The following is a 25,596-nucleotide window of genomic DNA, read 5'->3' on the forward strand; positions in this document are numbered from 1 at the left end:
GCGATCCTTATATAAAACTTGGCCTTATGCGGAATAGCGCTGGAAAACGAGCGTTGCGTTGGTGCCGCCGAAACCGAAGGAATTTGACAGAACCGTGTCGATCCTGGCGTTGTCGATGCGCTTGCGCACGATCGGCATGCCCTCGAATTCAGGGTCGAGCGTCTCGATATGGGCGCTTTCGCCGATGAAGCCGCCTTGCATCATCAGGATCGAATAGATGGATTCCTGCACGCCCGCCGCGCCCAGCGAATGGCCGGTCAGCGATTTCGTCGACGTGATGAACGGCATCTTCTCGCCGAACACTTCACGGATCGCGCCCATCTCCTTGGAATCCCCGACCGGCGTCGAGGTGCCGTGGGTATTGATGTAGTCGACCGGCGTGGAAACCGTTGCCAGCGCCTGGCGCATGCAGCGGACCGCGCCTTCGCCCGAGGGCGCCACCATGTCGTAGCCATCGGAGGTCGCGCCATAGCCGACGATCTCGGCATAGATCTTGGCGCCGCGCGCCTTGGCATGCTCCAGCTCTTCCAGCACCAGCACGCCGGCGCCGCCGGCAATGACGAAGCCGTCGCGATTGGCGTCATAGGCGCGCGAAGCCGTCGATGCCTTGTCGTTGAATTTCGACGACATGGCGCCCATGGCGTCGAACAGGTCCGACATCGTCCAGTCGAGATCCTCGTGGCCGCCGGCAAACACCATGTCCTGCTTGCCCCACTGGATCAGCTCGTAACCATTGCCGATGCAATGCGCCGAGGTCGAGCAGGCCGACGAAATCGAATAGTTGACGCCATGGATCTTGAACCATGTCGCCAAGGTTGCCGAGGCCGTCGACGACATCGCTTTCGGCACCGCGAAGGGACCGATGCGCTTGGGGCTGCCGTTCTTGAGCGTGGTTTCGGCCGCCTCGACGATGGTGCGGGTGGAGGGGCCGCCCGAACCCATGACGATGCCGGTGCGCTCGTTGGTGATATCGCTCTCGCCGAGGCCCGCATCCGCGATCGCCTGGTCCATGGCGACGTGGTTCCACGCCGCGCCCTGGCTCAGGAAGCGCATCGCGCGGCGGTCGATCATGGCGGTAGGGTCAAGCGTCGGCGCGCCCCAGACCTGGCAGCGGAAGCCATGCTCGGCGAAGGAATCGGAAAAGCTGATGCCGGATCTGGCGTCATGCAGCGAGGTCTGCACCTCGTTGGCATTGTTGCCGATCGACGACACGATGCCGAGGCCTGTGACTACGACACGTCTCATTCGCAACTCCTTCCAGGGATGCTGGCCAGTGGGCGGGCCAGGGCTGCGGTCAAGCGACCGCCGACTGCTTTGACAGACCGACCTTCAGGTCCGTCGCCGCGTATATGGGCTCGCCATCCGCCTTCATCCAGCCATCGGCGATGCCGAGCACCAGCCGGCCGCGCATCACACGCTTGAAATCCACGCCATACTCGACCTTCTTGACCGATGGCGTGACCATGCCCTTGAACTTGACCTCTCCGGTCGACAGCGCCATTCCCTTGCCGGGTTCGCCTAGCCAGCCGAGATAGAAGCCGGTCAATTGCCACAGGGCGTCCAGGCCGAGGCACCCAGGCATGATCGGATTGCCGATGAAATGGCAGGCAAAGAACCACAGGTCGGGCTTGATATCGAATTCCGCGCGAATGAAACCCTTGTCGAAGGCGCCGCCGGTCTCGCTGACCTCGGTGATACGGTCGAACATCAGCATCGGCGGGTAGGGCAACTGGGCATTGCCCGCTCCGAACAACTCGCCGCGGGCGCAGGCCAGCAATTCTTCGTAGTCGTAGCTGGATTTCGAACCCGCCATCAATTTCTCCCCATATCGTCCGGGCGGTAGCGCGCCCTTGTCGTTGGTGTCCTAACACAATCTGTTTCAGGCCGGAAACCGGCGTTTGCGCTTAACCCGCCAGTCTGCCCGGGTCAATGCGCGCTATTGATCGCATTCGGGCGACAGAATATATGTCAACGGGGGTCCGGTTTCGGCAGACATTCATTTTTTTGCCACTCTGGGCGTGTCTTGAAGCGGGACTGTGAGCTTGGAAGACCAGATGGACCGGGGCTGCCGGAAGGAAAATGTCGCTGTGGACAAGCGGGTACGTGAAGCCGGCCTGAGGCCGACGCGTCAGCGCATTGCGCTGGCCGACCTGCTTTTCGCCAAGGGCGACCGCCATTTGTCGGCCGAGGAACTGCACGAGGAGGCGCTGGCCGCCGGCGTCCCGGTGTCGCTGGCCACCGTATACAACGCGCTTCACCAGTTTACCCAGGCCGGGCTGCTGCGCATCCTCGCCGTCGAGGGGGCCAAGACCTATTTCGACACCAACACCTCCGACCACCACCATTTCTACATCGAAGGCGAAAACCGGATCTTCGACATCGCCAACGGACCGGTCACGGTCACCAACCTGCCGGATCCGCCCGAAGGCATGGAAATCGCCAATGTCGATATCGTGGTGAGGCTGCGTCCCAAGCGTCCGGAATGACCGGCGAGGCCGGCACGATTGGCGAGACCGTGGTCACCGGCCAAGCCAGGGTAATCGGCTTGCGATGAAATCCCTCAGCCTGATAGTCCGGTTCGAATGGGCCATCCTGGCGGTTGCCGCAATCGTTTTCTATGGCGCGACGGGCGTTTCCTGGTGGCTCTTCGCGGTGCTCATCCTGGCGCCGGACCTGTCGATGCTGGGTTATCTCGGTGGACCTCGCATCGGCGCCTTTGCCTACAACGCCTTGCACATTCTGGTCGCACCGCTGCTGCTGTTGCTTGGAGGGCATCTCGCCGGCAGTGCGGCTTGCAGCGCCGTCGCGCTGATCTGGATCGCCCATATCGCGATCGACCGTGCACTGGGCTACGGCTTGAAACTGTCAACAGGTTTTCAGGACACTCATCTTGGCCGGATCGGCCGCAAGCGGGAGACGCTCAGTCCTTGACCCGCTCGCCGGGATAAGCGCCCCAGACGACAGACTGGGCGAGCCAGCCAGTGTGGCCGTCGAGCGTCATTTCACACCATTGGCCGTCGCAGGACTTGATCGTTCCCATCACGCCGGGTTCGACGATCGCCACCACCCTGGCATCCTTGTCGGCGCTCTTCAGAAGATTGATCTGGCCCCCCTTGCCGCGCTGCCAGGGCGCGATGATCGCGGTGCGCCGGCCCGAAAGCAGCGATTGGTTGATCCATCCTTCCGAACCGTCGGCATCGCGCACGCGCCGCCACGTATCGAACTCCTGGATGACTTCCATCGGCAGGCCGGCCTTCATATACATCCAATCGACGGAATAGTTGGCGCCGGGGCCGACGCGCGAGTTGACGCGGCCGGATTTCAGGCTGACGAATCGCGGCAGCGGCAGGCCGCTCGGTCCGAGCGTGATCGCGCTCTGGGCAGGGGCCGCCGCGCTCTGCGCGCCGGCAAGCGGAGAATAGAGGAGAGCGCCGAGAAATGCTGCGCTGATGGCCAGGCGAAGCGACGCGAAACCAGACACTTTCGTTCCTTTCGGCGCCGGCCCGATGGCTGCGGCACCCCTTTTTCTTTGTCTTCGGCGGCACCGCTTGTTACATGGATAAATCGGCTACCGCGACCGGCTTCCAGTTTCGCCGGTCTTGGTTAAAGAGGTCTCAACGAGGGAAACAATGGCAGGCAAAAAGAAGCCTCTCGTGGTCATCACGCGAAAGCTGCCCGACCCGGTCGAGACCCGCATGCGCGAACTGTTCGACGCAAGGCTGAATGTCGAGGACCGGCCGATGACGCAGCCCGAACTGGTCGCCGCGGTCAAGGAAGCCGACGTGCTGGTGCCCACCGTGACCGACCAGATCGATGCCGCATTGATCGCCCAGGCCGGCGACAACCTCAGGCTGATCGCCAATTTCGGCAACGGCGTCGACAAGATCGACGTGGCGGCGGCGGCCAAGAGAGGCATCACCGTCACCAACACGCCCAACGTGCTCACCGAAGATACCGCCGACATGACCATGGCGCTGATGCTGGCTGTGCCGCGCCGGCTGGCGGAAGGCGCCAACGTGCTGACGGGCGACAAGAAATGGGCCGGCTGGTCGCCGACCTGGATGCTTGGCCGGCGCATCTGGGGCAAACGGCTCGGCATTGTCGGCATGGGCCGCATCGGCACCGCCGTTGCCAGGCGGGCCAAGGCCTTCGGCCTGTCGATCCACTACCACAACCGGCACCGCGTGCTGCCGGCGGTCGAGGATGGGCTGGAGGCGACCTATTGGGAGAGTCTCGACCAGATGCTGGCCCGCATGGACATCATCTCGGTCAATTGTCCGTCGACACCCGCCACCTTCCATCTTCTGTCGGCGCGGCGGCTGGCGCTGCTGCAGCCCACCGCCTATATCGTCAACACCGCCCGCGGCGACATCATCGACGAGGAAGCGCTGGTCAAGCTGATCCAGGACGGCAAGATCGCCGGTGCCGGCCTCGACGTTTACGAGCATGAGCCGGCCCTGAACGCCAAGCTCTTGAAGCTCGCCGCCAGGAACAAGGTCGTGCTCCTGCCGCATATGGGTTCGGCCACGCTCGAGGGCCGTATCGACATGGGCGAGAAGGTCATCATCAACATCCGCGCCTTCGTCGACGGCCATCGCCCGCCGGACCGCGTGCTGCCGCTCAGAACCTGACAACCGTCCAGGCGCAGGCTCGCCGTTCAAGTGTAACGCGAAGCTTACGAGATCGTTTTGCGCATGGTGATGGACGTCGGCCTGTCATAGCCCTCATGCGCCGTCCGTTCTGTCTCATGAAAGCCGAGCCGGGCAAAGGCGGCATGATTGGCGGCGAGCTCGATCCTTGTCTCGAGCTCGATGGCGGCCTTGCCGCGGTCGCGGGCCAGATCTTCGACCGCCTGCATCAGCCGCCGACCAATCCCTTGCCCTTGGCGGTTCGGGGCGACAGCGAGCTTGCCGACATAAAAACCGTCAGCCTTTTCGCAAGCAAAAACGCAGCCGACGATCCTGTCGCCGTCGAGTGCCAGGAGGCCGGTCTCCCGCAGGGCCTTGGCGCGCAGCGCATCGACTGTGAGCAGGTGAGCCGAGGATGGCGGGTCGATGATGCCGTCCATGAAGGCGAAGGCCTGCAGGATCAGGGCAAGCACCTCACCCCAGCGGTCGAAATCGGCGGGGATCCGCGTGATCAAAACTTCGGATTGTTCCAAGATCAGCGTCTCTTGTAGCGGATCGTCTCGAAGCGGGCGGCCAGCGCATCGTAAAGCAGCAGCCGGCCGACCAGCGGCTCGCCTATGCCGGTGATCAGCTTGATCGCCTCCATCGCCTGCAGCGTGCCGACGACCCCGGTCAGCGCGCCGAGCACGCCGGCCTCGGCGCAGGACGGCACCAGGCCCGGCGGCGGGGCTTCGGGAAACAGATCCCGATAGCTCGGATTTGGCTTGCCGTCGCCGCCGTTTTCGAAAGGTTTCAGCACGGTCACCGAGCCATCGAAACGTCCGACGGCCGCATGCACCAGCGGCTTTCCTTGGCTGGCGCATGCGTCGGCCACCACATAACGCGTCTCGAAATTGTCGGACCCGTCGACGACGATATCGTACTTGGCGACGAGGGCTGGGGCGTTCTCCACGGTCAGCCGGGATGTGTGCGTTTCGACTGATATGTTGGGATTGATGCGGGCGATCGCCGCCTTGGCGCTCTGGGTCTTCAGCATGCCGATCGTATCGGTGCCATGGATGACCTGACGCTGCAGATTGGACAGCGAAACCGTGTCGTCGTCGATGACGCCGAGCGTACCGACGCCGGCGGCGGCGAGATATTCAAGTACCGGCGCCCCCAGCCCGCCGGCGCCGATCACCAGGACCCGGGCCTGCTTGAGCTTCTGCTGACCCGCGCCGCCGACCTCGGGCAGCACGATATGGCGGGCATAGCGTTCGATCTCGTCGGCGGTGAGCGCTGTGGTCATATCAGGACCATATAGCGGTCGAAAAACCTTGTCAGGGGTCTTCGGTTGGCCCAACCGTGCCGTGGTCGACCGTCAGGAACTGGGCGCGGCCCTCCAGGCTGGAAAACAGCGCCGCATCGGTCCCCGTCATGAAGGCCTGGCAGTTCAGGTCTTCGAGGATCGAGAACAATGCCGCGCGCCGGCCGGCATCGAGATGCGCCGCGATCTCGTCGAGCAGCAGGATCGGCGTCAGGCCGGACATTTCGCCGGTCAGCCGGGCATGCGACAGCACGATGCCGACCAGCAATGCCTTCTGTTCGCCGGTCGAGCAGAGTTCCGCCGGCATCGCCTTGGGCCGGTGCCGGACCAAGAGATCGGAGCGATGCGGACCTTCCAGGGTGCGTCCGGCGGCGCGGTCACGGTCACGCCCATCGGCAAGCGCCCGCCGGAACCGCTCCTCGACGTCGACCGCCGGCGCGGCGGCGATCTCTGCCTCGAGATCGCCTGAAAGACCGATATCAGCCTGCGGAAACGGCCCGCTGTCGGGCAGCCTGTCGATCATGGCGGTGAGCAGCCGCACCATCTCGGCGCGTGCCGCGGCGATCGCCACGCCGGTCTCGGCCATCTGTGTCTCGATCGCCTCGAACCAACCGGCATCACGGGAGCCTTCCGTCAGCAAACGGTTACGGCCGCGCATCGCCTTCTCATAGTCGAGCGCCCGCTGGCCATGTCCGGGATCGATCGCCAGCACCAGCCGGTCGAGAAAGCGCCGGCGGTCCGCGGCGGGCCCGGTGAACAACGAATCCATCGCCGGCGTCAGCCACACGACCCGCAGCCACTCCAGCATGTCCTCGGCCCGCGCGGCGGCGCCGTTTATCCGCACCCGCCTGCCGCCCTCCGCCGTGTCGCCGCCGGAAATGCCGGTGCCGATCTCGACCTCGCCGTCAGCCCCGTCGAGCCGGGCATGCAGGGCAAAACCGCCATCGCCACCCTCACGGGCAACATCCACGTAAGGCGCGCGGCGCAAGCCGCGCCCCGGCGTCAGAAAGGAGATCGCTTCGAGCAGATTGGTCTTGCCGGCACCATTGTCGCCGGAAAACACCACGGCGCCCGGCGCGACATCAATCGCCAGGGTCGCGTAGTTGCGAAAATTGGTAAGCGTAAGCTTACTTATATGGGTTTGTGCCGGCAACCGCTATCCGCCTGTGGAAGTCACCGCACCCGCGACGTTCGCTGCCGGCCCTATTGGAGCCAACGCCGCCGGCTATACCCGCATCGGCATCAGCACGTAAAGCGCGGTTTCGTCGGCCATGTCGTGGATCAGCGTCGGCGAGCCGGCATCGGCCAGCATGAATTTGGCTTCCGTGCCGGTCAGTTGCGCGGCGACATCGAGCAGATATTTGGCGTTGAAGCCGATCTCGATCGGATCCGCCGAATAATCCGCCGCCAGTTCCTCCGTGGCGCTGCCGGAATCCGGATTGTTGACCGCGAGCGTCACCTGGCCCTCGCTGATAGAGAGCTTCACCGCGCGGCCCCTTTCGGAGGAGATGGTCGAGACACGGTCGACTGCGGCGGCGAAGGTCTGGCGGTCGAGGATCAGCTTCTTGTCGTTGCCGGTCGGAATGACCCGCTGATAGTCGGGGAAGGTGCCGTCGATCAGCTTCGAGGTCAGGACGACGCTGCCGATGGTGAAGCGAATCTTGGTGTCGGACAGTTCGGTGGTCACGGCGATATCGGGATCGTCGACCAGCTTCTGCAGTTCGCTCACCGTCTTGCGCGGAATGATGATGCCCGGCATGCCCTCGGAGCCAGCCGGCGCGTCGATCTCGGCGCGTGCCAGGCGGTGGCCGTCGGTCGCCACCGAACGCAGCTTCAGCTTGCCGCCGACTTCATGCGTGTGCAGGTAGATGCCGTTGAGATAGTAGCGCGTCTCCTCGGTGGAGATGGCGAATTGCGTCTTCTCGATCAGCCCCTTCAGCGCCACCGAATCGAGGCGGAAGATGTGCGAGAAGGATCCGGCCGAAAGCTCGGGGAAGTCGGATTGCGGCAGGCACTGCAAGCGGAAGCTCGAACGACCCGACGTCACCGTCATGGCGTTGCCGTCCTCGTCCGTCTTCAGCATCACTTCGGCGCCGTCGGAGAGCTTGCGCACGATGTCGTAGAGCAGGTGCGCTGGAACCGTCGTCGCTCCGCCGCGCTCGACCTTGGCCGGCGTCGCTTCCGTCACCTCCAGGTCGAGGTCGGTGGCCTTCATTTCGAGGCTGGCGCCTTCGGCGCTGAGCAGCACGTTGGACAGGATCGGTATGGTGTTGCGCCGTTCGACCACGCGGTGGACATGATTGAGCGACTTCAGGAGATTTGACCGTTCCAGGATAACACGCATGACGAAACAGGCTCGCTTGAATGAATGAACGGGTCTCCGGCTGCCGGCGCCCCGCGAAAGCTCTGAACAGGCTTCAGAATCTACGCAAACTGACAGGAAAAAACCAGTGAACGCAAGCCCGCGCCACCGGTTCGGGCCGGTTACGCGGGCTTTCTGGGGATAAAGCTGGCCAACCCCGCAAGCGGGCGGTTTCTGGCCGGTCAGGCTTGGTCGTTGATCAGCCTTCTCAGCAATTCCAGTTCCTGCGCCAGCGTGTTGTCATTGCCGGAAAGGTCCTCGATCTTGCGCACGGCGTGCAGCACCGTCGTGTGGTCGCGGCCGCCGAAACGGCGCCCGATTTCGGGCAGGGAGCGCGGCGTCATCACCTTCGACAGGTACATGGCGACCTGCCGCGGCTTGACGATGGTGCGCGTGCGCCGATTGGACAGCAATTCCGTCTTCGAGACGTTGTAGTGGCGCGCGACGATGCGCTGGATGTCCTCGATGCGGACCCGCTTCGGCTCGCCCGTGCGATAGATGTGGCCGAGGATCTCGTCGATGCGGTCGATGGTGATCTGCGGCTCGAACGACTGGCGGAACAGGAGCTGGTTGAAGGCGCCTTCCAGTTCACGTCCGCTGCCGGTCACGGTGCGGGCGACGTGGTTGAGGATCTCTTCGGAAATGTCGAGCGACGCATCGTCGATCCTGGCCGTGGCCAGCCGCAGTTTGAGCATGCCGAGCCGCATGGCGAAATCGGGCGCCGACATTTCGAGCGCGACGCCGCCATTGAGGCGCGAACGGACCCGCGGTTCGAGCGATTCCAGTTCCGATGGCGGCCGGTCCGCGGCGACGACGACCTGCTTGGCGCTGTCGAGCAGCATGTTGATCAGATGGCAGAATTCATGCTGGATCGACTTACCCTGCAGGAACTGCATGTCGTCGATGATCAGGAGGTCGATGTCGCGCAGCTGCTCCTTGAGCGTCAATGCGTTGTTGTCGCGGATCGCGGTGGCGAAGCGCCACATGAAATACTCGGCGGTGAGATAGACGACGCGCGACTTCGGATTCTGCTTCAGCGATTCCGCCGCGATGGCCTGCAAGAGGTGCGTCTTGCCGAGCCCGACGGTGGCATGCAGGAAAAGCGGATTGAAGCGCACCGCGCTCGACTGCGATTCCGCCACGGCCTTGGCGGCGGCGAAGGCCACGCGGTTCGAGGGGCCTTCGATGAAGGAGCCGAACGTGTAGCGCGGATCAAGCGGCGATCCCAGCACATTGTGGCGGAACTCGCTCTCGACCGGCACGCCCGGACGCGGCAAGGGTGACCGCTCCACCCTGCCTGGGCTGACCGTGCCGGCGGCCAGCGCCGTCTGCGTCTGCCGCGTCATCTTGCGCGCCGGCGCCAATTCCGGTTCGGCCTGGCCGCGCCCTTGGCGGGTCGCCGTGCGCACGACGATCTCGATCTTGAGAAGCTCGGGATCCTCGTGCTTCCACAGCTCGGAAATCAGATCGTGATAATGGCCGTTGATCCACGAGCGCAGGAACGCGGTGGGCACGGAGATGCGGACAATGCCCTTGGACGCTTCCGCGACCTTCATGCGTCCGAACCAGCTGGAATAGACTTCGGTTCCCAGGCGCGCCTTCAACTGGGCCTTGACCCGGTCGAATTTCTGTTCCGCGTCGCTGGAGACCGCCATCTCGTTTGCTCCGATCAAAGTTCCAGGAAATGGGAGGTCGCCCGTAAGCTCCCTTTCGATGCCGCTCTGCATGATCGAGTTCCTTGCCTTTCTGTACCTGTTTTTCGCTGGGGATGCGCCTCCTGCATCCTTTTTCCAGCGACCGTGTCTTCGCCACGATGCCCGTTGCCGCCGCCGGCAATGAACACCGCCCACTATCCAAGGGAAACCGGTGCCGGCCCATGGAAGCCAGTCCGCGTTGGGTATGTCAGGGCAATACAACACCGTCCGGCGAAAGAGCGCCGGCGCGCCGTCCTACCTGCCATGTCTAGTTACGCCAGTCCCCTACCGTATCGAAAAAGAGCAAACCATACCCGTTCGCGGACTTGATCCACGTCGCAAATCCCGCCAATTTAAGCTGGCCGCGTAAGGCTGGGTTAAGGGCCAGAGGCCCGTCCCTTTCGATAGATCGACATTACCGAAATCGCTGTGGATAGGGCAAGGCCACGTCTAACCAATTTTTAAGGAATCTGGTTACCTCGGGCGGGTCGGAGCGCCATGCCGCAGCGGCATATTTTGACAAAGCCATTGTGATTCAAACCCTTTTCCGACGAATATGAAAAAGCCGGACCGGCGCGAAATTTTCTGAAATAATTCTCTTGACAGCCAGTTGTCCTCCCGTCCCCTTGGCACGTTGTGGACAAGTTGTGGATGACTATCGCTAACTATATGAAAAATATTGGTTATTTCTGCGGGGCGGGATTCTTTTAGGCGACGCTTTTCAAGCGTGCCGACCATCCGCGGGCATGCATGTGCCGGCAAAGCATTTCGAAGTCTGGAATCTGCATTTGCAGCTGCTTGCGGCTATTCTTTTTAAGTACTTGCCGGCAAACGAAAAAACCCGGCGCGATCGGCCGGGCTTCAAAGAAGACAAGTCTAGAAAGGCGATGTCAGGCCGACAGCACCTTGAGGCGCTGGGCGAGGCGCGACACCTTGCGGGATGCCGTGTTCTTGTGGATCACGCCCTTGGTCGCGGCGCGCATCAATTCCGGCTCGGCGGCCTTGAATGCTGCCTGCGCGGCGGCCTTGTCGCCCGAGGCGAGTGCCTCCTCGACCTGGCGGACATAGGTGCGCACGCGCGAGCGGCGGTTCTTGTTGATCGCCGCGCGGCGGGCGATCTTGCGCGTTGCCTTTTTGGCCGAGGATGTGTTGGCCATGATGCCTCTCTTCTGATCTGGTCGGCGCACGCGGCGTGCCGCAGGGCGCAAAAAACAAACGGGCAGCCACGGGGCCGCCTCGGTTGGTGCGGCTTATAGTTCAGCTTTTCCGGCGCGTCAACGCCGCCTGGCGTTCTTTTTGGCCGACGCCACGGGTTTCGGGCGCCGGCCCGCAATGCGCTACCGGTTGATGAAATTCGGCTTCCGTTTTTCGGCGAAGGCCGCCATCCCTTCTTTCTGGTCCTCGAGCGCGAAAAGCGAGTGGAACAGGCGGCGTTCGAAGCGCAATCCCTCGGACAGCGTCGTCTCATAGGCCCGGTTGACCGCTTCCTTGGTCATCATCACCGAGGGCAGCGAGAAGTCGGCGATCCTGGTCGCCGCCTTGACGGCCTCCTCGATCAGTTCGCCGGCAGGCACGACCCGCGATACCAGGCCCGAACGTTCGGCTTCGGCGGCATCCATCATCCGTCCGGTCAGGCACATGTCCATCGCCTTCGATTTGCCGACGAACCGGGTCAGGCGTTGCGACCCGCCCATGCCGGGAATGACGCCGAGCGTGATCTCGGGCTGGCCGAATTTGGCCGTATCGGCGGCAATGATGAAATCGCACATCATGGCGAGTTCGCAGCCGCCGCCGAGCGCATAACCGGCTACCGCCGCGATGACAGGCTTTCGGGTCCGCGTCAGTTCTTCCCAACCGACGAAGAAGTCCTGCACATAGGCGTCCACATAGGAGATTGCCTGCATCTCCTTGATATCGGCGCCGGCGGCGAAAGCCTTATCGGAGCCGGTGATGACCATCGCGCCGATGCCGGCGTCGTCGCTGAAATCCTTCGCCGCCGCCACCACCTCGGCCATGACCTGCGAATTGAGGGCGTTGAGCGCCTTTGGCCGGTTCAGCGTGATGAGGCCGACCTTGCCGCGCCTCTCGGTGATGATCGTCTCATGGGCCATTGGCTGCTTCTCCTTGCTTGACCCCGGTCTAGCTCAGCTCTGACACGTCCGGCAATAGAAGGTCGAGCGTCCGCTCTGTACGATGCGCTCGACATGGCCGCCGCAGCCGGGCTTTGGGCAAGGCTCACTCTCGCGGTCGTAGACGGCGAAGGAATGCTGGAAATAACCCAGCGATCCGTCGGTGTGCACATAGTCGCGCAGCGAAGACCCGCCGGCCGCTATGGCATCCGCAATGACCGAGCGGATCGCCGAGGCGAGACGTTCGCTTTGCTCCCTGGCCTTCTTGCCTGGCCTGGCGATGGTGCCTGCCTCGCGCAGCGGTGACAGGCTGGCACGCCAGAGCGCCTCCGAGACATATATATTGCCCAGGCCGGCGATCAGCCTCTGGTCGAGAAGTGCTGCCTTGAGGGGCGATCTGCGGCCCTTCAGCAGCGAGGCAAGCAGAGTGCCGTCCAGCAAATTGCCGGTGGGCTCGACGCCCAGGCCGGCGAGCATCGGATGCGTTTCCGGCGGCTCTTGCGCAAACAGCATGAAACCGAAGCGGCGCGGGTCGTTGAAGATGACGCGGGACCGCGCGCCCGTCGCGGAAACGACATGGAACACGACATGATCGTGCGCCGCGCTCTTCGAGCGCTCATGGTGGAACACGCCCGGTGTTTCGCTGTCGTCGCCGGTCTCGATGCGAAACGAGCCCGACATGCCGAGATGGCAGATCAGCACCGGACCGTCCTGCGTATGCATGGTCAGATATTTGGCCCGCCGGCCAAGCGCCGTGATCGTCCTGCCCGTCAGTTGCTCCGAAAACCGTTCGGGGAAGGGGAAGCGCAGATCCGGCCGTCTCATCTCGACCTTGGCCAGATGGGCACCTTCCAGGACCGGCTGCAGGCCGCGCCGGACGGTTTCCACTTCGGGCAGTTCAGGCATGGCCGCCAATCGTCGCATGGAAGGACGTGCCGTTGCGGCCGCGCGCCAGCGAGAGGTGTTCGGCAACGGTCTCGCCGATATCGGCGAATGTCGCCCTCAGCCCTATGTCGCCGCCTTTGAGGCCGGGCCCGGTGCCGATCACCGGAATGCGTTCGCGCGTATGATCGGTGCCGCGCCAGGTCGGATCGTTGCCGTGATCGGCGGTCAGGATGAGAAGATCGCCCTGCTTCAGCTTCGCGAACGCCTCGGGCAGCCTCCGGTCGAAGGCCTCGAGCGCGGCGGCATAGCCGGCGACGTCGCGGCGATGGCCGAATTCGGTGTCGAAATCGACGAAATTGGCAAAGACGAGATCACCGTCCTCGGCCTCGTCCATCGCAACGAGCGCCTGGTCAAACATGGCCATGTTGCCTGGGGCCTTGCGCACTTGCGAAATTCCGCGATGGGCGAAGATGTCGCCGATCTTGCCGACGGCGATGACGCGGCTGCCGCGCCCCGTCAGCCGGTCGAGCAATGTCGGCTCGGGTGGCGGCACGGCATAGTCGCGGCGGTTGTAGGTCCGCTCGAAGGTGGCCGATGTCTCGCCGACGAACGGACGCGCGATCACCCGTCCGATCCTCAATGGGTCGACCAGCCGGCGCACCACCTGGCAGAATTCATAGAGCCGCTCCAGGCCGAAATGGGCCTCATGCGCTGCGATTTGCAGGACGGAATCGACCGACGTGTAGCAAATCGGCTTGCCGGTGCGGATGTGTTCCTCGCCGAACCGCTCGATGATCTCGGTACCCGGCGCATGGCAATTGCCGAGGATGCCCGGCACCTTGCCCTCGCGGATGATCGCCTCGGTCAGGTCGGCCGGGAAGGCGGGAACCGTGTCCGGGAAGTAACCCCAGTCGAAGCGTACCGGCAGGCCTGCGATCTCCCAGTGGCCGGAAGGCGTGTCCTTGCCGCTCGAAATCTCCTGCGCCGCGCCATGGAATGCATTGGCGAGCAGGTCCGTCCCGAAATGCGTAAAACCCAGTCCTGTCGCCGTCTCGGCCGCCTTGCCAAGTCCCAGCGATGCCATGTGGGGGACGAACAGTGGTCCTTGACGAAGCCCTTCGCGATCCGCGCGCCCTTCCGCGCAAGCTTCGGCGATGTGCGCCAGCGTGTTGGCGCCGGCGTCGCCATAGCGTTCGGCGTCGGCCGCGCCGCCTATGCCGAAGGAATCCAGGACAAAGAGAAAAGCACGCGCCATCGGGTCATTTGTTGCCAGTGTGGACGCCCAGACATAGGGTTCCACGGCGGCCTTGGCAATTCGGAAACCAAACGGCGGTACAGGCACAAGGATCAAGGGTCGCGACGAGTTGCGCATGGCCAGGGGCGAAACAAAGGGCAAGGCGATCCTGTCATGAAAGCTTCGCTCAAGGCGTGGACTGCCGTCATGGCTTTGACCGGCGCGTTCTGGTGTGGACCGGCCTGGGCGGACTGGCGCGATGACATCGGCACATTTCGCATCGGCATCGTCGCCGAGCCCGGCGCGGGCAACACCGTTCCGGGGCTAGCCGTATTGACCCAGGCCTTTACCAATGCGCTCGGCATGAAGGTCGAATTCGTCGTGGCCCGCGACTACGCGGCACTCATCGAGGGACAGGCCAATGCGCGGATCGAATACGCCATCTATTCGGCGACCGCCTACGCCACGGCATTGCAACGCTGCGGATGCATCGAGCCGCTCGCGGCTCCGGTCGATGCCGACGGCGCGGCCGGTATTCGCTCTGTATTGCTGACCAGGGACGGCAAACTGCCCGGCCTGGCTGACATCGAGACCCGCCGGATCGCCATGGCGCCGCCGGACAGCGTCGGCGGTTCGCTTCTGCCCTTGGCCGGGTTGGCCGCCGAACACGTCGGAATCGCGGAGGATGCACCGTTTCTGGTCCATGCCCCCTCGGCTTCGGCGGCCGAAACCATGCTCATCAACGGTGGGGCCGACGCCATGTTCGGCTGGGTGAGGGCAGCGGCCGACGGCCAGCCGCGGCTGCCCGGGGGCACCCAGGCAAGGCTCGAGGCATCAGGCCTTTCGGCGTCGGCGCTTCAGGTCGTGTGGATGTCGGGTCTGTTGAGATACGGCCCCCACGCAGTGCGCAGCGATCTCGATCCGGAAGCCAAGCGCCGGCTGACCGTGTTCCTCACCAACCTCAAATCGACGATGCCGGATATCTACGACCTTCTGGAATCGAAGCATGGCGGCGGCTTCATGCCCGTGGTTCCCAAGGACTACGCGGCGGCGGAGGCCGTCGTGCGGATGGTGTCGGTCGAGGGTGGGCGGCAATAAGTCCTTCAGCAGTCGCTGCAAGGGATCGTGACGCTTCTGCGGGGACGCAGGTAATAGGTTTCGCTCATTGTCATGCCTTTGGCGAGCGTCTCGACAAACCCGAGCTTCTGTTGACTGTCGGTCGTCCAGCTGACGATCGGCTTGTAGGCCAGGGTGCTGTCGACGCGGACGAGGAATGTCCCGGCAACCTTGAGCGCTGTCGGAACCGTGGTAGCGGTGCCGGCGGTGGCTCCGACGCTGTAGGTGCCGTTGACCACCTTGCGCGACCACACCACGTTCACCTTTGGCGTGGCATCGGTGGTGATCTGTATGGCCGTGATGGTGATGTCCGGCACCGAGCGGCTATAGGGTTGAAGGGTCAACGTGCCGATCTTCATGATGGCATCGAGGTCCGCCTTGGCGATGGTCGGCTGTTGCGTGACGAGATCGGCGACCATGCTGCCGATGCGGCTGACCTTCTTGCTCGTCTCGATGGCCTGTGAGGCCTCCATGGTCATGAAATACATGATCAGCAGGATGGGCGCTATGAGCGCGAACTCGACCGCCGCGACACCACGGCGATTGGACCAGAACCGGACTGATCTGCCCCAGAGCCCTGCAGTTCCCGGATGTGCCCCCGCACGCATCATGCTCATTGCCTTTTTTCTTGTTGTTGCTTCCGTGATGATTTCAATTGTCGAACGGCTCGTTCTGCCAAGTCACCGAAGCGAAATGCAGGGTCTTGTTGCCTCCCATCGACTGCGCCATCAGGTTGGTCATGATGGGCCATTTGTAGAAAACCCTCAGCATGTTCCTCGACTCCGCCGCACCCCACGTGACGGCAAAGGGAACATCGGAGCCGCTCTTCGTCAGCTGGATGTTACCCCCCTGAATCCTGAAGCCGGCCAGGGCGGCGTCGGCGAATGTCGTGTATTGGCGAAGATCGACGCTCAACTGATTGGGACAATCCTGGGAGACGATGATTTCCAGCTTGTTGCAGATCATGTTCTTCAAATTGTCTCCGGCGACATCGGTTGCCGTCAACTGCCCGGTGCGCAGCCGCCGCGCGACATCGTCGGTGATGTTGGCCATCACCTCCTGGCTGGCAAACGAGATGCAGCTCTCGAGGATGGCGAATACGAGAAGCGCGAACGGCATCGCGAGCAGCGCGAACTCCAGCGCCGTGGCGCCGCGCCGGTCGCGCACGAAGCGTCTGAAAGACCTGGCGCGCTCCACCTTGCACTGATCTGTCGAGCCGAATTCCATGCTCATGCGATGTTCCTGCCATCCTGGACGGTGCTGACAGATGCACTACCGCAAACCAATTGAGGTCCGGTTTGAATGATCGTTAAAGTCGGCGCGGGTGTTTTAACCCGGCGGTAACCGGGGGGCGATGGCGCGCTCCGGTGCCGCCTATTTGCTGACGCTCATCTCGGCTTCGGACGATTTCTCCGCGTCGCTCTTATAGGAGCTTTCGCAATAGGGCGTGCACGACATGGTCTGGACATCCGCGCGCCGGTAAATGCGAACCGACGAGGCTGCCTGGCGGACCACGGTAACCTGTGCGTCGACGATCGGGCTACCCTCCTGGTCGAGAACCACGAGATTGGTGACACCGAAACCCTTGCCGGTGAGCACGATCGTCGAGGCATCCTGGACGGAAGCGTCGGCGATTGCCGGGTTGCCCACGACGATCGTGTCGGCGGCGCGCGACAGTTTCACGATCTTGGCTTGATTCATCGTGACCTCGATGTCGGCGCCAGCCCTGGCGGGCGTGATCAAGCTGGCGGCGCCAAGAAGCGCGGCTATCAGGATTGAGGATCTCGGCACGGCCATCAAGGCGCTCCACGCAAGCGGACTGTTCAACGGAACATGAACGAGATTGGTGAACCAACGGTTAAGTCGGCTCGCCGGCGCCCGGTATAGCGGCCGGCAAGGCTGCCCGCATGAGCGGATCCGAGCAGGTGTGGCAAGCGTACCCAAGCCCTTGCCTTTTGCGGCATTGACTTGTGATAAAGTATGTTAGCCAGCGCTTAGCGTGGAGTTAACCACGCACTCGGTTCGAGCCGGGAAAGGAATCGGTAAGGCTGTTTATTAAGCCGATCGAAAGAGCTTCTCCCTAGGTTGGCAGCATCCGATCAACCATCGCAGAAGTTGACGGAAGTGCTGTAACACGTGGAGTAGGAGCTCTCGAATGTCTAATCTTTTTGCACGCTTCGTGAAGGACGAATCCGGCGCGACCGCTATCGAATATGGTCTGATCGCCGCTCTCATCGCGCTCGCCATCATCACCGGCGCCGGCTTGCTCGGCAATGCCATCAACAACAGGTTCGTTGTTATCGCCAACAGCTTGAATAGCTCTGGCAGCTGATCTGCCTATTGCTGATCGCTTCAATCGCGTTTGAACAGGGGCCGCCATGTAGCGGCCCCTGTTTATGTTGGCGCCGTCTATGCCGGCATGTCGTGGCGCCGCAAAAAACTGTTGGCTTTTCGCGACCCCCTCATCAATCGTTAATCGCGCCAGCCTAGGTTGGATGCCGAGGAATTCGGAAACTATCGCCGATGCTTGAGGCCCTGATCTTCGTCGTCTTCCCTTTCTGCATGCTTTTTGCGGCGATCTCCGACATGCTGTCGATGACGATCGCCAATCGCGTGTCGGTGTTGCTTGTCGTCGTCTTCGCGCTGGTGGCGCCGCTGACGGGCATGGAGTGGGCGGCCTATGGCGGACATTTTGCCGCCGGCGCCATCGTCCTGGCCGTGACGTTCGGGCTGTTTGCCCTGGGTGGCATGGGCGGTGGCGACGCCAAGCTGCTGGCCGCGACCGCCGTATGGATGGGCCTTAACGTGCATCTCGTCCAATATCTTGTCATCTCGACGCTCATCGGCGGCCTCCTGACAATCGCGATCCTGATTTATCGGAAATCGCCGCTGGCGCTTTTCACCGGGCGCAATCCATTCCTGCGTCATTTCGCGGAAGAGTCAGCCGGTGTTCCCTATGGGATAGCGCTCGGCCTGGGTGGGCTGCTGACCTACCCCGATTCCCCTCTGATGGTGTGGGCGCTGGCAAGGCTGGCAAGCTGACACGACTACTATCCGCTATCCATCGACGTGCCCGGCCTCGAAAGGAGCCGGACAGATGTTTTGACGCCATCGTCAATCCATCGTTCTAATTTATGTAAACCTTAAATTAATCACGATCGTAAGCATTACATTAACCTTGTTTTGACGATTGCCGCTGCAAAGTCCGGCTTGGCTACGTGGTTTGCCAAGGGCGAGGGTTCGGACAGATGCCAGCATCCCGATTGATTATTCTGAGCGTGGCGGTGGCCGCGGCGGGTGGTGCTGGCTATGTGGCGAAGAACATGGTCGCCGCCCCGCCGCCACAGATCGTCGTCGATTCCGGACCCCAAGCCCCCGCCGTGGCCTTGCAGGACGTGCTCGTGCTCTCGGGCGATGTCGCGATGGGCACCGCACTCGAGAACAACATCGCCTGGCAATCCTGGCCGGCTGACGGCATCAACGCGAATTTCATCACCAAGGCCACCGCTCCCGACGCTTTGGAGAAACTGAAGGGGTCGGTCGCCCGCGTGGCGATGTATGCGGGCGAGCCTGTCCGGCGCTCCAAGCTGATCGGAGAGGGACAAAGCTTCATGTCGTCCATCCTGCCTTCCGGCATGCGGGCGGTCGCAACGACAATATCGGCGGACACCTCGGCCGGCGGCTTCATCCTTCCAAACGATTTCGTCGACGTCATCATGACCCGCAGGGCCGATGCCAGCAGCGGCGGCGGCGGCTTCAGCACCGAGACCATCCTGAAGAATATCCGCGTCCTGGCAATCGACCAGACCATCCAGGAAGACGAGGAAGGCAAGAAGACCAGGGTAGGCCAGACCGCCACGCTGGAGCTGACGCCGAAACAGGCGGAGATCATCACCGTTGCCCAGCAGATGGCGGATCGCCTGACGCTGGCGCTGCGGGCGATCACGGACACCCAGGAAAAGAATGTGGGCGAGGCCGACTATCTCGTTTCCGGCAATGGCCGCCGGGGAACGGTGAGGCTGATCAAGTCGGGCGAAGTCTCCGAAGTAGGAGCGAGGAAATGAGGCTAAGCGCTAAACTGCCGGCAATCGTCGCCATGGCATTCGGCCTGCTGCTTGTCGGAGCGAATGTGCAGGGCGTCGAAGCGAAGAGCACGCAGGTGTCGGCAACGACAGCCACCCAGCGCGTCAAGCTTGGCCTCAACAAGTCTGTGGTCATAGACCTGCCGAGTGATGCCTACGACATTCTTGTCGCCAATCCCTCCGTTGCCGACGCCGTGACCCGCACCGCAAGGCGTATCTATCTCTTTGGCAAATCGGTCGGCGAGACCAACATCTTCGTCTTCGGGCCGAACGGCGAACAGATCGCCAGCCTGGACCTGGCCATCGAGCGCGACGTCGCCGGCCTTGAGGATTATATCAGGCGCTTCCTTCCGACATCGGCCGTCAAGGTTGAACTGCTGAATGACAACGTGGTTCTGACCGGCACTGTCGATACCCCCTTGGATGCCAAGCGTGCCGAACAGCTGGCAAATATGTTTGTGTCCGGCGGTGAAGCGACGACGGGACAATATTCGCAGACGGCTGCCGGCGGCTCGGCCCAGAGCGGTGTCGACATCAACAACCCGGACCAGGAGCGCCGCGTCAGCCAGATCGTCAATCTGCTGCAGATCATCGGGGACGACCAGGTCACGCTGAAGGTGACGGTGGCTGAAGTCAGTCGCTCCGTCATGAAACAGCTCGGCGTCAACATGATCGGCAGCGGCGGCAGCAACGGCATCAGCTACGGCGCGCTCAGTGACCCTTTCATGGGCCTCGGCAAGCCGCTCTCGAACGCGGGCTTGAGTCTCAGCTCGTCGGGGCTGCAAGCGTATATCAACGCAATGGAGCAGTCCGGGGTCATGAAGACCTTGGCCGAGCCGACCTTGACCGCTGTGTCCGGTGAGAAGGCAACCTTCAAGGTCGGCGGTGAATACAATATGGTGAGCGGGGTCTCGGCCAATGTGTCCACTGACAACCAGACCGGTCTGAAGAACTATAGTATTGACAAGATCGAGTACGGCATTGGCCTGGAATTCCAGCCGGTGGTTCTGTCGCCCGGCCGCATAAGCCTGAAAGTCAGAACTTCGGTTTCCGAACCGACAACCGAGGGCTCCGTGTCCGCCTCCACGGACAATCAGAGCATTGGTATGAATGCTTTGTCACTACGCAAACGCCTTGCCGACACCACGGTTGAACTGCCCTCGGGCGGCTCCATGATGATCGCCGGCCTGGTTCGCGACGATGTCAGGCAAGCCGTCAACGGCTTGCCTGGCTTGACAAAGATCCCCGTACTCGGCGCGCTCTTCCGCAGCAGGGATTTCGTGCGCAACGAGACCGAACTCGTCATCATCATCACACCCTATCTGGTGAAGCCGGTGGCGCGCAATGATCTGGCCAAGCCGGACGACAATTTCAACCCTCCGAGCGACGGCGCCGGCATGTTCCTTGGGCGTGTCAATCGCGTCTACGGCACCATGCAGACCGACAGGCCCAACGGCCGCTATCACGGCGTTGTCGGCTTCATCTACAAGTGAACGGGAAAGCGGACATGTCTCAGTCAGCATTGAAGGCAAGGACCATGGCGATGCGCTCCGGCCGTTCCAGGACAAGCCTGCGGGCCTTTCCGATCATGGCGGTGGCGCTGTCGGCTCTGCTGGCCGGTTGTGCCCAGCGCGACAGCGTTACCGTTGGCGCCATCCCGGATGACTATCGCACCAATCATCCGATCGTCATCGCGGAGAAGAACCAGAAGATCGATCTTCCCGTCGGCGCCGGCGACCGCGGCATGACCGGCTCGCAGCGCGACACGCTTTTGGGTTTCCTCGACGGCTATGACAAGAGCGCCGCTGCGACATTGACGATCCAGATTCCAAGCGGATCGGCCAACGAGGTCGCAGCGACGGCGGCCGGCCGCGATTTCGCTCGGCTCGCGGCCGCCTCGGGCATCAAACGTTCCCGGATCGTCGTGACTTCCTATCAGGCTGGGTCGAGCGAGGCATCAGCCCCGGTTCGCGTGTCCTATATCGCGGTGAGGGCGCAGACCGACAAATGTGGACGCTGGCCCGCTGACCTGGTGGAGACGTCTGAGAACAAACACTACGCCGATTTCGGCTGCTCCTATCAGAACAATCTTGCCGCCCAGATGGCCAATCCGGCCGATCTTCTCGGACCGCGCAAGTCCACCACTATTGATGCGGCAAATCGCAGCAACGCCATCGGTGTCTACCAGGACAGAGGCATTTCGGACGAATTCCTCGGCAGCTCGGATGTGACTTACTAAGCCGCCCCCGGAAAGAAGCGACGTCAGGAACAGGCCACGGAAAGAGCATGACCATGAGCAACCTTGCCTATGACGCCACCGTGGAAGGCGGTGATACCTCGCCGCAGGACGTCGCCGCGATGCAGGCGTTGCGGCCGGTTCCGCGCATTTCGATCCAGGCATTCTGCGAGACCGAGGGTGTTGCCAATCCGGTCCAGCGCGCCGGCGAGGACCGTCGCATGACCAAGGCCCATCTCAAGGTCCATATGGGCGGCGTCCCCACGGCGATCGAGTTCTACCAGTCGGCTCCGACACCGAACCTGATCCTGCTGGAATCGCGCAGCGAGCCCAAGCAATTGCTGGAGCAGCTCGCCCAGCTTTCGGAATATTGCGATCCATCCTCGAAAGTGGTGGTGATAGGTCATTACAACGATGTTGGCCTCTATCGCGAACTCATCCGCTCCGGCATCTCCGAATATGTCATCGCGCCGGTGTCGATGGCGGACGTCGTCAGCGTCGTCTCGTCGATCTTCGTCGACCCGGAAGCCGAACCGCTCGGACGCTCGATCGCCTTCGTCGGCGCCAAGGGCGGCGTCGGGTCTTCCACCATCGCCCACAATGTCGCCTGGGCAATGTCCTCCCTGTTCAAATCCGAGGTCGTCGTCGCCGATCTCGATCTCGCCTTCGGGACCGCCAACATCAATTTCGACCAGGATCCGGCCCAGGGCATCGCCGAGGCGGTGTTTTCGCCCGAGCGCATCGACGAGGTCTATCTTGACCGGCTGCTGACCCAATGCGCCGAGCACCTATCGCTGCTCGCGGCACCCTCGACCCTGGAACGCGTCTACGACTTCGATCCCGATGCCTTCGCGCAGCTTGTCGACACCGCGCAGCGCAGCGTGCCGCTGCTCGTGCTCGATGTCCCGCATATCTGGACGGGATGGGCCAAGAACACGCTGGTCAAGGCCGACGAGATCGTCATCACGGCGACGCCGGAACTGGCCAATCTGCGCAACACCAAGAATCTGATCGACATGTTCAAGCGGCTTCGCCCGAACGACCCGCCGCCCAAATTGATCATCAACCAGGCCGGCGTGCCCAAACGGCCGGAAATCTCGCCATCCGATTTCGCCGAACCGCTTGGCCTGACACCGATGTCGGTCATCGGCTTTGATCCCGTGCTGTTCGGCAATGCCGCCAACAACGGGCGCATGCTGGGCGAGATGGATGCCAAGAACGCGGTTGTGGCCACGATCAACGAGATTGCTCACGTGCTGACCGGCCGCAGCGAAATCAGGGCGAAGAAAAAGGCCGGCCTGGGCAGTCTGCTCGGCAAGCTCTCGCGCAACAAGAAGTGACGCAATGGGGTCGGTAGTCGGTCATGTTCGGTAAAAGAGGCAACGACGACGGCAACCGGTTCAAGCCGGAATTTCGCCAGCCGGCACCTGCGCCGACACCGGCCGCGCCGGCCGTCGCGGTCTCGGCGGACACAGCGGTTCTTGCCCGGCCGGCGACAACGCCGCAGCCGAGCGCACCTGTCCCGCCGCCGGCCAGGCGCGCGGTCGAGGCGCCACCCATGGCGCCGGAACCGCGGAGAGGCCGCGAGAAGAGCGAAACCTATTACGACACCAAGAGCCAGGTTTTCTCGGCTCTCATCGATACGATCGACCTGTCGCAGCTCGCCAAGCTCGATCCCGAAAGCGCGCGCGAGGAAATCCGCGACATCGTCAACGACATCATCGCGATCAAGAACTTCGCGATGTCGATCGCCGAACAGGAAGAACTGCTCGAGGACATCTGCAATGACGTGCTTGGCTATGGACCGCTCGAGCCCTTGCTCGCGCGCGACGACATCGCCGATATCATGGTCAACGGGTCCAAGAACGTCTACATCGAAGTCAACGGCAAGGTCGAGCAGACCGGCATCCGCTTCCGCGACAACCAGCAACTGCTCAATATCTGCCAGCGCATCGTCAGCCAGGTCGGCCGCCGCGTCGACGAATCCAGCCCGATCTGCGACGCCCGTCTTCCCGACGGGTCGCGCGTCAACGTCATCGCGCCGCCGCTGGCCATCGACGGCACCGCGCTTACCATCCGCAAGTTCAAGAAGGACAAGCTGACGCTCGATCAGCTGGTCAAATTTGGCGCCATCTCCCCACAGGGAGCCGAAGTTCTCAAGATCATCGGCCGTGTCCGCTGCAATATCGTCATTTCGGGCGGCACCGGCTCGGGCAAGACGACATTGCTCAACTGCCTGACCAACTACATCGACCGTGATGAGCGCATCATCACCTGTGAGGACTCGGCCGAACTGCAACTGCAGCAGCCGCATGTCGTGCGCCTGGAAACGCGTCCGCCCAACCTCGAGGGCGAGGGCGAGGTGACGATGCGCGATCTGGTCAAGAACTGCCTGCGCATGCGGCCCGAGCGCATCATCGTCGGCGAAGTGCGCGGACCCGAGGTCTTCGACCTTTTGCAGGCGATGAACACCGGCCATGACGGCTCGATGGGAACGATCCACTCCAACAGCCCGCGCGAATGCCTGAACCGTATCGAATCCATGATCGCCATGGGCGGCTATTCGCTGCCGCAGCGAACCGTGCGTGAAATCGTCGTCGGCTCCATCGACGTGATCATCCAGGCGGCACGTCTGCGCGATGGATCGCGCCGCATCACCCATATCACCGAAGTGCTCGGGATGGAGGGCGACGTCATCATCACCCAGGATATCGTCCTCTACAACATCAAGGGCGAGGACGCCAACGGCCGGCTGCTGGGAGAACACGTCTCGACCGGCATCGGCCGGCCGCATTTCTGGGAGCGGGCACGCTACTATGGCGAGGAGCAGCGCCTCGCCATAGCGCTCGAGGCCATGGAGAAACGTGCTGACTGATGTATTCGCGGGCGTGAAGGTTCTGGTCGATGTTTGGAATTGACGGCACCGTATTGGCGTTTGTCGTGCTCGCCGGCTTCAGCGCCGGCGCGGTCGCCTATGCATTCCTGTTCAACCAGATCAGCAACGAGAAACAGGCCGGCAAGCGGCTGGAGACGATCAAGGCCGCCGAGACGGACCGTTCCATCGTCAAGGCCACCCGCGACCGGGCGGCGGATGCCGCCAAGCGCCGTAAATCGGTGCAGGATTCCCTGAAGGACCTCGACGAGAAGCAGAAGACCAAGGATAGCGCTGTCAAGAAGCCGCCGCTGAAAGCCCAGCTTCGCCAGGCTGGAATGAAGGTCCCGATCGAGCGTTTCTATATTTATTCGGCCATATGCGGCCTCGCGCTGACAATCGCAGCCTTCATGGCCGGGGCGCCGATGATTGTCTTGCCCGGTGTGCTGCTCGCCGGAGCCCTTGGCCTGCCGCGTTGGTTCGTCTCTTTTCGTCGTACCCGCCGCGTCAAGGCATTCCTCAACGAATTTCCCAACGCCCTCGACATCATCGTGCGGGCGGTCAAGTCCGGCCTGCCGCTGAACGACGCCGTGCGCCTGATCGCCAATGAATCCCCTGAGCCCGTGAAGACCGAGTTTCGCCGGATCGTCGATTCCCAGCAGATGGGGCTGTCGATCCCCGACGCGACCTTGCGCATGCCCGAAACCATGCCATGCACCGAGGCGAGTTTCTTCGGCATCGTCATCCAGATCCAGTCGCAGGCCGGCGGCAATCTCTCCGAGGCGCTGGGCAACCTTTCGCGCGTTTTGCGCGACCGCAAGAAGATGAAAGCCAAGGTCGCGGCACTGTCGATGGAGGCCAAAGCATCGGCCGCCATCATCGGCGCCTTGCCTTTCATCGTCGCCTTTCTCGTCTATCTCTCCAGTCCCAACTATTTGATGCCGCTGTTCGTGACCAGCGTCGGCCATTTGATACTCGGTTTCTCCGCCGTCTGGATGTTGATCGGCATCTTCGTGATGCGCAAGATGATGAACTTTGAAGTCTAGGGCGCG

27 protein-coding genes are annotated in these 25,596 nt (G+C 62.6%); 12 read left to right on the forward strand and 15 right to left on the reverse strand.

The window, feature by feature from the left end; genetic code table 11:
• Positions 1-24: 24 nt before the first annotated feature.
• Positions 25-1,245, reverse strand: a complete 1,221-nt coding sequence (gene fabB / locus LB569_RS01555; RefSeq protein WP_224536149.1) for a beta-ketoacyl-ACP synthase I — start codon at positions 1,243-1,245, stop codon at positions 25-27.
• Between the two features lie 49 nt (positions 1,246-1,294).
• The gene (fabA, locus tag LB569_RS01560; protein ID WP_224536147.1) at positions 1,295-1,813 is read right to left on the reverse strand and encodes a 3-hydroxyacyl-[acyl-carrier-protein] dehydratase FabA; all 519 of its coding nucleotides are present in this window, start codon (positions 1,811-1,813) and stop codon (positions 1,295-1,297) included.
• Between the two features lie 241 nt (positions 1,814-2,054).
• On the opposite strand from fabA, the gene irrA reads away from it, so the two are divergent.
• Both irrA and LB569_RS01570 read left to right on the forward strand, forming a co-directional pair.
• Positions 2,055-2,486, forward strand: coding sequence for an iron response transcriptional regulator IrrA (gene irrA, locus LB569_RS01565; protein WP_181175772.1), 432 nt, complete (start codon positions 2,055-2,057; stop codon positions 2,484-2,486).
• A gap of 64 nt (positions 2,487-2,550) precedes the next feature.
• Positions 2,551-2,931, forward strand: coding sequence for a DUF4260 domain-containing protein (locus LB569_RS01570; protein WP_224690801.1), 381 nt, complete (start codon positions 2,551-2,553; stop codon positions 2,929-2,931).
• Here the strand turns inward: LB569_RS01570 and LB569_RS01575 are convergent.
• Positions 2,921-3,481 (reverse strand): SH3 domain-containing protein, encoded by a 561-nt coding sequence (locus tag LB569_RS01575; RefSeq protein ID WP_140706224.1) that lies wholly within the window; start codon positions 3,479-3,481, stop codon positions 2,921-2,923. The two genes, LB569_RS01570 and LB569_RS01575, sit on opposite strands and share 11 nt — an antisense overlap.
• A gap of 148 nt (positions 3,482-3,629) precedes the next feature.
• Here LB569_RS01575 and LB569_RS01580 point away from each other — a divergent pair, with 148 nt between their 5' ends.
• Complete coding sequence (locus LB569_RS01580) at positions 3,630-4,631, forward strand: 2-hydroxyacid dehydrogenase (RefSeq protein ID WP_224690802.1); 1,002 nt, start codon at positions 3,630-3,632, stop codon at positions 4,629-4,631.
• A gap of 44 nt (positions 4,632-4,675) precedes the next feature.
• Here LB569_RS01580 and LB569_RS01585 read toward each other — a convergent pair whose 3' ends face one another.
• From LB569_RS01585 to LB569_RS01625, 9 genes are all read right to left on the reverse strand, one after another.
• Entirely contained in the window at positions 4,676-5,161 is a 486-nt protein-coding gene (locus LB569_RS01585) for a GNAT family N-acetyltransferase (protein WP_224690803.1), read from the reverse strand.
• Between the two features lie 2 nt (positions 5,162-5,163).
• A complete protein-coding gene (locus LB569_RS01590; protein ID WP_224536141.1) occupies positions 5,164-5,916 on the reverse strand; it encodes a molybdopterin-synthase adenylyltransferase MoeB in 753 nt (250 codons plus the stop codon).
• 31 nt (positions 5,917-5,947) lie between these two features.
• Positions 5,948-7,087 (reverse strand): DNA replication/repair protein RecF, encoded by a 1,140-nt coding sequence (recF, locus tag LB569_RS01595; protein ID WP_224690804.1) that lies wholly within the window; start codon positions 7,085-7,087, stop codon positions 5,948-5,950.
• 72 nt (positions 7,088-7,159) lie between these two features.
• A complete protein-coding gene (gene dnaN, locus LB569_RS01600) occupies positions 7,160-8,278 on the reverse strand; it encodes a DNA polymerase III subunit beta (protein ID WP_140706216.1) in 1,119 nt (372 codons plus the stop codon).
• Positions 8,279-8,478: 200 nt separating this feature from the next.
• A complete protein-coding gene (gene dnaA / locus LB569_RS01605) occupies positions 8,479-10,023 on the reverse strand; it encodes a chromosomal replication initiator protein DnaA (protein WP_224690805.1) in 1,545 nt (514 codons plus the stop codon).
• Between the two features lie 857 nt (positions 10,024-10,880).
• On the reverse strand, positions 10,881-11,147 hold the full coding sequence (gene rpsT, locus LB569_RS01610) for a 30S ribosomal protein S20 (protein ID WP_027026587.1): 267 nt from the start codon (positions 11,145-11,147) through the stop codon (positions 10,881-10,883).
• 180 nt (positions 11,148-11,327) lie between these two features.
• Positions 11,328-12,101 carry an enoyl-CoA hydratase gene (locus LB569_RS01615; protein ID WP_224690806.1) on the reverse strand — a complete coding sequence of 258 codons (774 nt, stop codon included), beginning with the start codon at positions 12,099-12,101 and terminating at the stop codon, positions 11,328-11,330.
• A gap of 33 nt (positions 12,102-12,134) precedes the next feature.
• The gene (mutM, locus tag LB569_RS01620; RefSeq protein WP_224690807.1) at positions 12,135-13,025 is read right to left on the reverse strand and encodes a bifunctional DNA-formamidopyrimidine glycosylase/DNA-(apurinic or apyrimidinic site) lyase; all 891 of its coding nucleotides are present in this window, start codon (positions 13,023-13,025) and stop codon (positions 12,135-12,137) included.
• Positions 13,018-14,259: a phosphopentomutase gene (locus LB569_RS01625; RefSeq protein ID WP_140706208.1), complete on the reverse strand. Its 1,242-nt coding sequence runs from the start codon at positions 14,257-14,259 to the stop codon at positions 13,018-13,020. The genes mutM and LB569_RS01625 overlap by 8 nt, the downstream gene beginning before the upstream one ends.
• A gap of 153 nt (positions 14,260-14,412) precedes the next feature.
• Here LB569_RS01625 and LB569_RS01630 point away from each other — a divergent pair, with 153 nt between their 5' ends.
• Positions 14,413-15,336, forward strand: coding sequence for a phosphate/phosphite/phosphonate ABC transporter substrate-binding protein (locus LB569_RS01630; RefSeq protein ID WP_224690808.1), 924 nt, complete (start codon positions 14,413-14,415; stop codon positions 15,334-15,336).
• A 5-nt stretch (positions 15,337-15,341) separates the two neighbouring features.
• Here the strand turns inward: LB569_RS01630 and LB569_RS01635 are convergent, their stop codons facing one another.
• From LB569_RS01635 to LB569_RS01645, 3 genes are all read right to left on the reverse strand, one after another.
• Positions 15,342-15,965, reverse strand: coding sequence for a TadE/TadG family type IV pilus assembly protein (locus LB569_RS01635; RefSeq protein WP_224691113.1), 624 nt, complete (start codon positions 15,963-15,965; stop codon positions 15,342-15,344).
• Between the two features lie 40 nt (positions 15,966-16,005).
• The gene (locus tag LB569_RS01640; RefSeq protein ID WP_140706204.1) at positions 16,006-16,587 is read right to left on the reverse strand and encodes a TadE/TadG family type IV pilus assembly protein; all 582 of its coding nucleotides are present in this window, start codon (positions 16,585-16,587) and stop codon (positions 16,006-16,008) included.
• A gap of 141 nt (positions 16,588-16,728) precedes the next feature.
• The gene (locus tag LB569_RS01645; RefSeq protein WP_140706202.1) at positions 16,729-17,151 is read right to left on the reverse strand and encodes a pilus assembly protein N-terminal domain-containing protein; all 423 of its coding nucleotides are present in this window, start codon (positions 17,149-17,151) and stop codon (positions 16,729-16,731) included.
• 358 nt (positions 17,152-17,509) lie between these two features.
• Here LB569_RS01645 and LB569_RS01650 point away from each other — a divergent pair, with 358 nt between their 5' ends.
• From LB569_RS01650 to LB569_RS01685, 8 genes are all read left to right on the forward strand, one after another.
• Positions 17,510-17,686, forward strand: a complete 177-nt coding sequence (locus LB569_RS01650) for a Flp family type IVb pilin (RefSeq protein ID WP_140706200.1) — start codon at positions 17,510-17,512, stop codon at positions 17,684-17,686.
• A gap of 191 nt (positions 17,687-17,877) precedes the next feature.
• A complete protein-coding gene (locus LB569_RS01655; RefSeq protein WP_224536125.1) occupies positions 17,878-18,396 on the forward strand; it encodes a prepilin peptidase in 519 nt (172 codons plus the stop codon).
• Positions 18,397-18,602: 206 nt separating this feature from the next.
• Complete coding sequence (cpaB, locus tag LB569_RS01660; RefSeq protein ID WP_140706197.1) at positions 18,603-19,418, forward strand: Flp pilus assembly protein CpaB; 816 nt, start codon at positions 18,603-18,605, stop codon at positions 19,416-19,418.
• Positions 19,415-20,929 carry a type II and III secretion system protein family protein gene (locus tag LB569_RS01665; RefSeq protein WP_140706195.1) on the forward strand — a complete coding sequence of 505 codons (1,515 nt, stop codon included), beginning with the start codon at positions 19,415-19,417 and terminating at the stop codon, positions 20,927-20,929. The genes cpaB and LB569_RS01665 overlap by 4 nt, the downstream gene beginning before the upstream one ends.
• 14 nt (positions 20,930-20,943) lie before the next feature.
• Positions 20,944-21,675 (forward strand): CpaD family pilus assembly protein, encoded by a 732-nt coding sequence (locus tag LB569_RS01670; protein ID WP_140706193.1) that lies wholly within the window; start codon positions 20,944-20,946, stop codon positions 21,673-21,675.
• Between the two features lie 47 nt (positions 21,676-21,722).
• Positions 21,723-23,012 (forward strand): CpaE family protein, encoded by a 1,290-nt coding sequence (locus LB569_RS01675; protein WP_140706191.1) that lies wholly within the window; start codon positions 21,723-21,725, stop codon positions 23,010-23,012.
• Between the two features lie 23 nt (positions 23,013-23,035).
• Positions 23,036-24,547, forward strand: coding sequence for a CpaF family protein (locus tag LB569_RS01680; protein WP_140706189.1), 1,512 nt, complete (start codon positions 23,036-23,038; stop codon positions 24,545-24,547).
• A gap of 29 nt (positions 24,548-24,576) precedes the next feature.
• Positions 24,577-25,590: a type II secretion system F family protein gene (locus tag LB569_RS01685; RefSeq protein WP_224690809.1), complete on the forward strand. Its 1,014-nt coding sequence runs from the start codon at positions 24,577-24,579 to the stop codon at positions 25,588-25,590.
• The last annotated feature ends 6 nt before the right edge of the window (positions 25,591-25,596 follow it).

The sequence above is a fragment of the Mesorhizobium sp. BH1-1-4 genome, assembly GCF_020165665.1.
In the GTDB taxonomy this organism is placed as follows: Bacteria; Pseudomonadota; Alphaproteobacteria; order Rhizobiales; family Rhizobiaceae; genus Mesorhizobium.

What these genes read in the sequence shown, in the direction of transcription:
- LB569_RS01655 (WP_224536125.1), top strand. Translation starts at nt 17,878, where the DNA reads ATGCTTGAGGCCCTGATCTTCGTCGTCTTCCCTTTCTGCATGCTTTTT.
- fabA (WP_224536147.1), bottom strand. Translation starts at nt 1,813, where the DNA reads ATGGCGGGTTCGAAATCCAGCTACGACTACGAAGAATTGCTGGCCTGC.
- LB569_RS01615 (WP_224690806.1), bottom strand. Translation starts at nt 12,101, where the DNA reads ATGGCCCATGAGACGATCATCACCGAGAGGCGCGGCAAGGTCGGCCTC.
- LB569_RS01685 (WP_224690809.1), top strand. Translation starts at nt 24,577, where the DNA reads ATGTTTGGAATTGACGGCACCGTATTGGCGTTTGTCGTGCTCGCCGGC.
- LB569_RS01645 (WP_140706202.1), bottom strand. Translation starts at nt 17,151, where the DNA reads ATGGCCGTGCCGAGATCCTCAATCCTGATAGCCGCGCTTCTTGGCGCC.
- LB569_RS01640 (WP_140706204.1), bottom strand. Translation starts at nt 16,587, where the DNA reads ATGAGCATGGAATTCGGCTCGACAGATCAGTGCAAGGTGGAGCGCGCC.
- LB569_RS01580 (WP_224690802.1), top strand. Translation starts at nt 3,630, where the DNA reads ATGGCAGGCAAAAAGAAGCCTCTCGTGGTCATCACGCGAAAGCTGCCC.
- LB569_RS01625 (WP_140706208.1), bottom strand. Translation starts at nt 14,259, where the DNA reads ATGGCGCGTGCTTTTCTCTTTGTCCTGGATTCCTTCGGCATAGGCGGC.
- LB569_RS01635 (WP_224691113.1), bottom strand. Translation starts at nt 15,965, where the DNA reads ATGATGCGTGCGGGGGCACATCCGGGAACTGCAGGGCTCTGGGGCAGA.
- LB569_RS01650 (WP_140706200.1), top strand. Translation starts at nt 17,510, where the DNA reads ATGTCTAATCTTTTTGCACGCTTCGTGAAGGACGAATCCGGCGCGACC.
- LB569_RS01680 (WP_140706189.1), top strand. Translation starts at nt 23,036, where the DNA reads ATGTTCGGTAAAAGAGGCAACGACGACGGCAACCGGTTCAAGCCGGAA.
- LB569_RS01670 (WP_140706193.1), top strand. Translation starts at nt 20,944, where the DNA reads ATGTCTCAGTCAGCATTGAAGGCAAGGACCATGGCGATGCGCTCCGGC.
- LB569_RS01675 (WP_140706191.1), top strand. Translation starts at nt 21,723, where the DNA reads ATGACCATGAGCAACCTTGCCTATGACGCCACCGTGGAAGGCGGTGAT.
- dnaN (WP_140706216.1), bottom strand. Translation starts at nt 8,278, where the DNA reads ATGCGTGTTATCCTGGAACGGTCAAATCTCCTGAAGTCGCTCAATCAT.
- LB569_RS01590 (WP_224536141.1), bottom strand. Translation starts at nt 5,916, where the DNA reads ATGACCACAGCGCTCACCGCCGACGAGATCGAACGCTATGCCCGCCAT.
- mutM (WP_224690807.1), bottom strand. Translation starts at nt 13,025, where the DNA reads ATGCCTGAACTGCCCGAAGTGGAAACCGTCCGGCGCGGCCTGCAGCCG.
- cpaB (WP_140706197.1), top strand. Translation starts at nt 18,603, where the DNA reads ATGCCAGCATCCCGATTGATTATTCTGAGCGTGGCGGTGGCCGCGGCG.
- rpsT (WP_027026587.1), bottom strand. Translation starts at nt 11,147, where the DNA reads ATGGCCAACACATCCTCGGCCAAAAAGGCAACGCGCAAGATCGCCCGC.
- LB569_RS01570 (WP_224690801.1), top strand. Translation starts at nt 2,551, where the DNA reads ATGAAATCCCTCAGCCTGATAGTCCGGTTCGAATGGGCCATCCTGGCG.
- LB569_RS01630 (WP_224690808.1), top strand. Translation starts at nt 14,413, where the DNA reads ATGAAAGCTTCGCTCAAGGCGTGGACTGCCGTCATGGCTTTGACCGGC.
- fabB (WP_224536149.1), bottom strand. Translation starts at nt 1,245, where the DNA reads ATGAGACGTGTCGTAGTCACAGGCCTCGGCATCGTGTCGTCGATCGGC.
- dnaA (WP_224690805.1), bottom strand. Translation starts at nt 10,023, where the DNA reads ATGCAGAGCGGCATCGAAAGGGAGCTTACGGGCGACCTCCCATTTCCT.
- irrA (WP_181175772.1), top strand. Translation starts at nt 2,055, where the DNA reads ATGGACCGGGGCTGCCGGAAGGAAAATGTCGCTGTGGACAAGCGGGTA.
- LB569_RS01665 (WP_140706195.1), top strand. Translation starts at nt 19,415, where the DNA reads ATGAGGCTAAGCGCTAAACTGCCGGCAATCGTCGCCATGGCATTCGGC.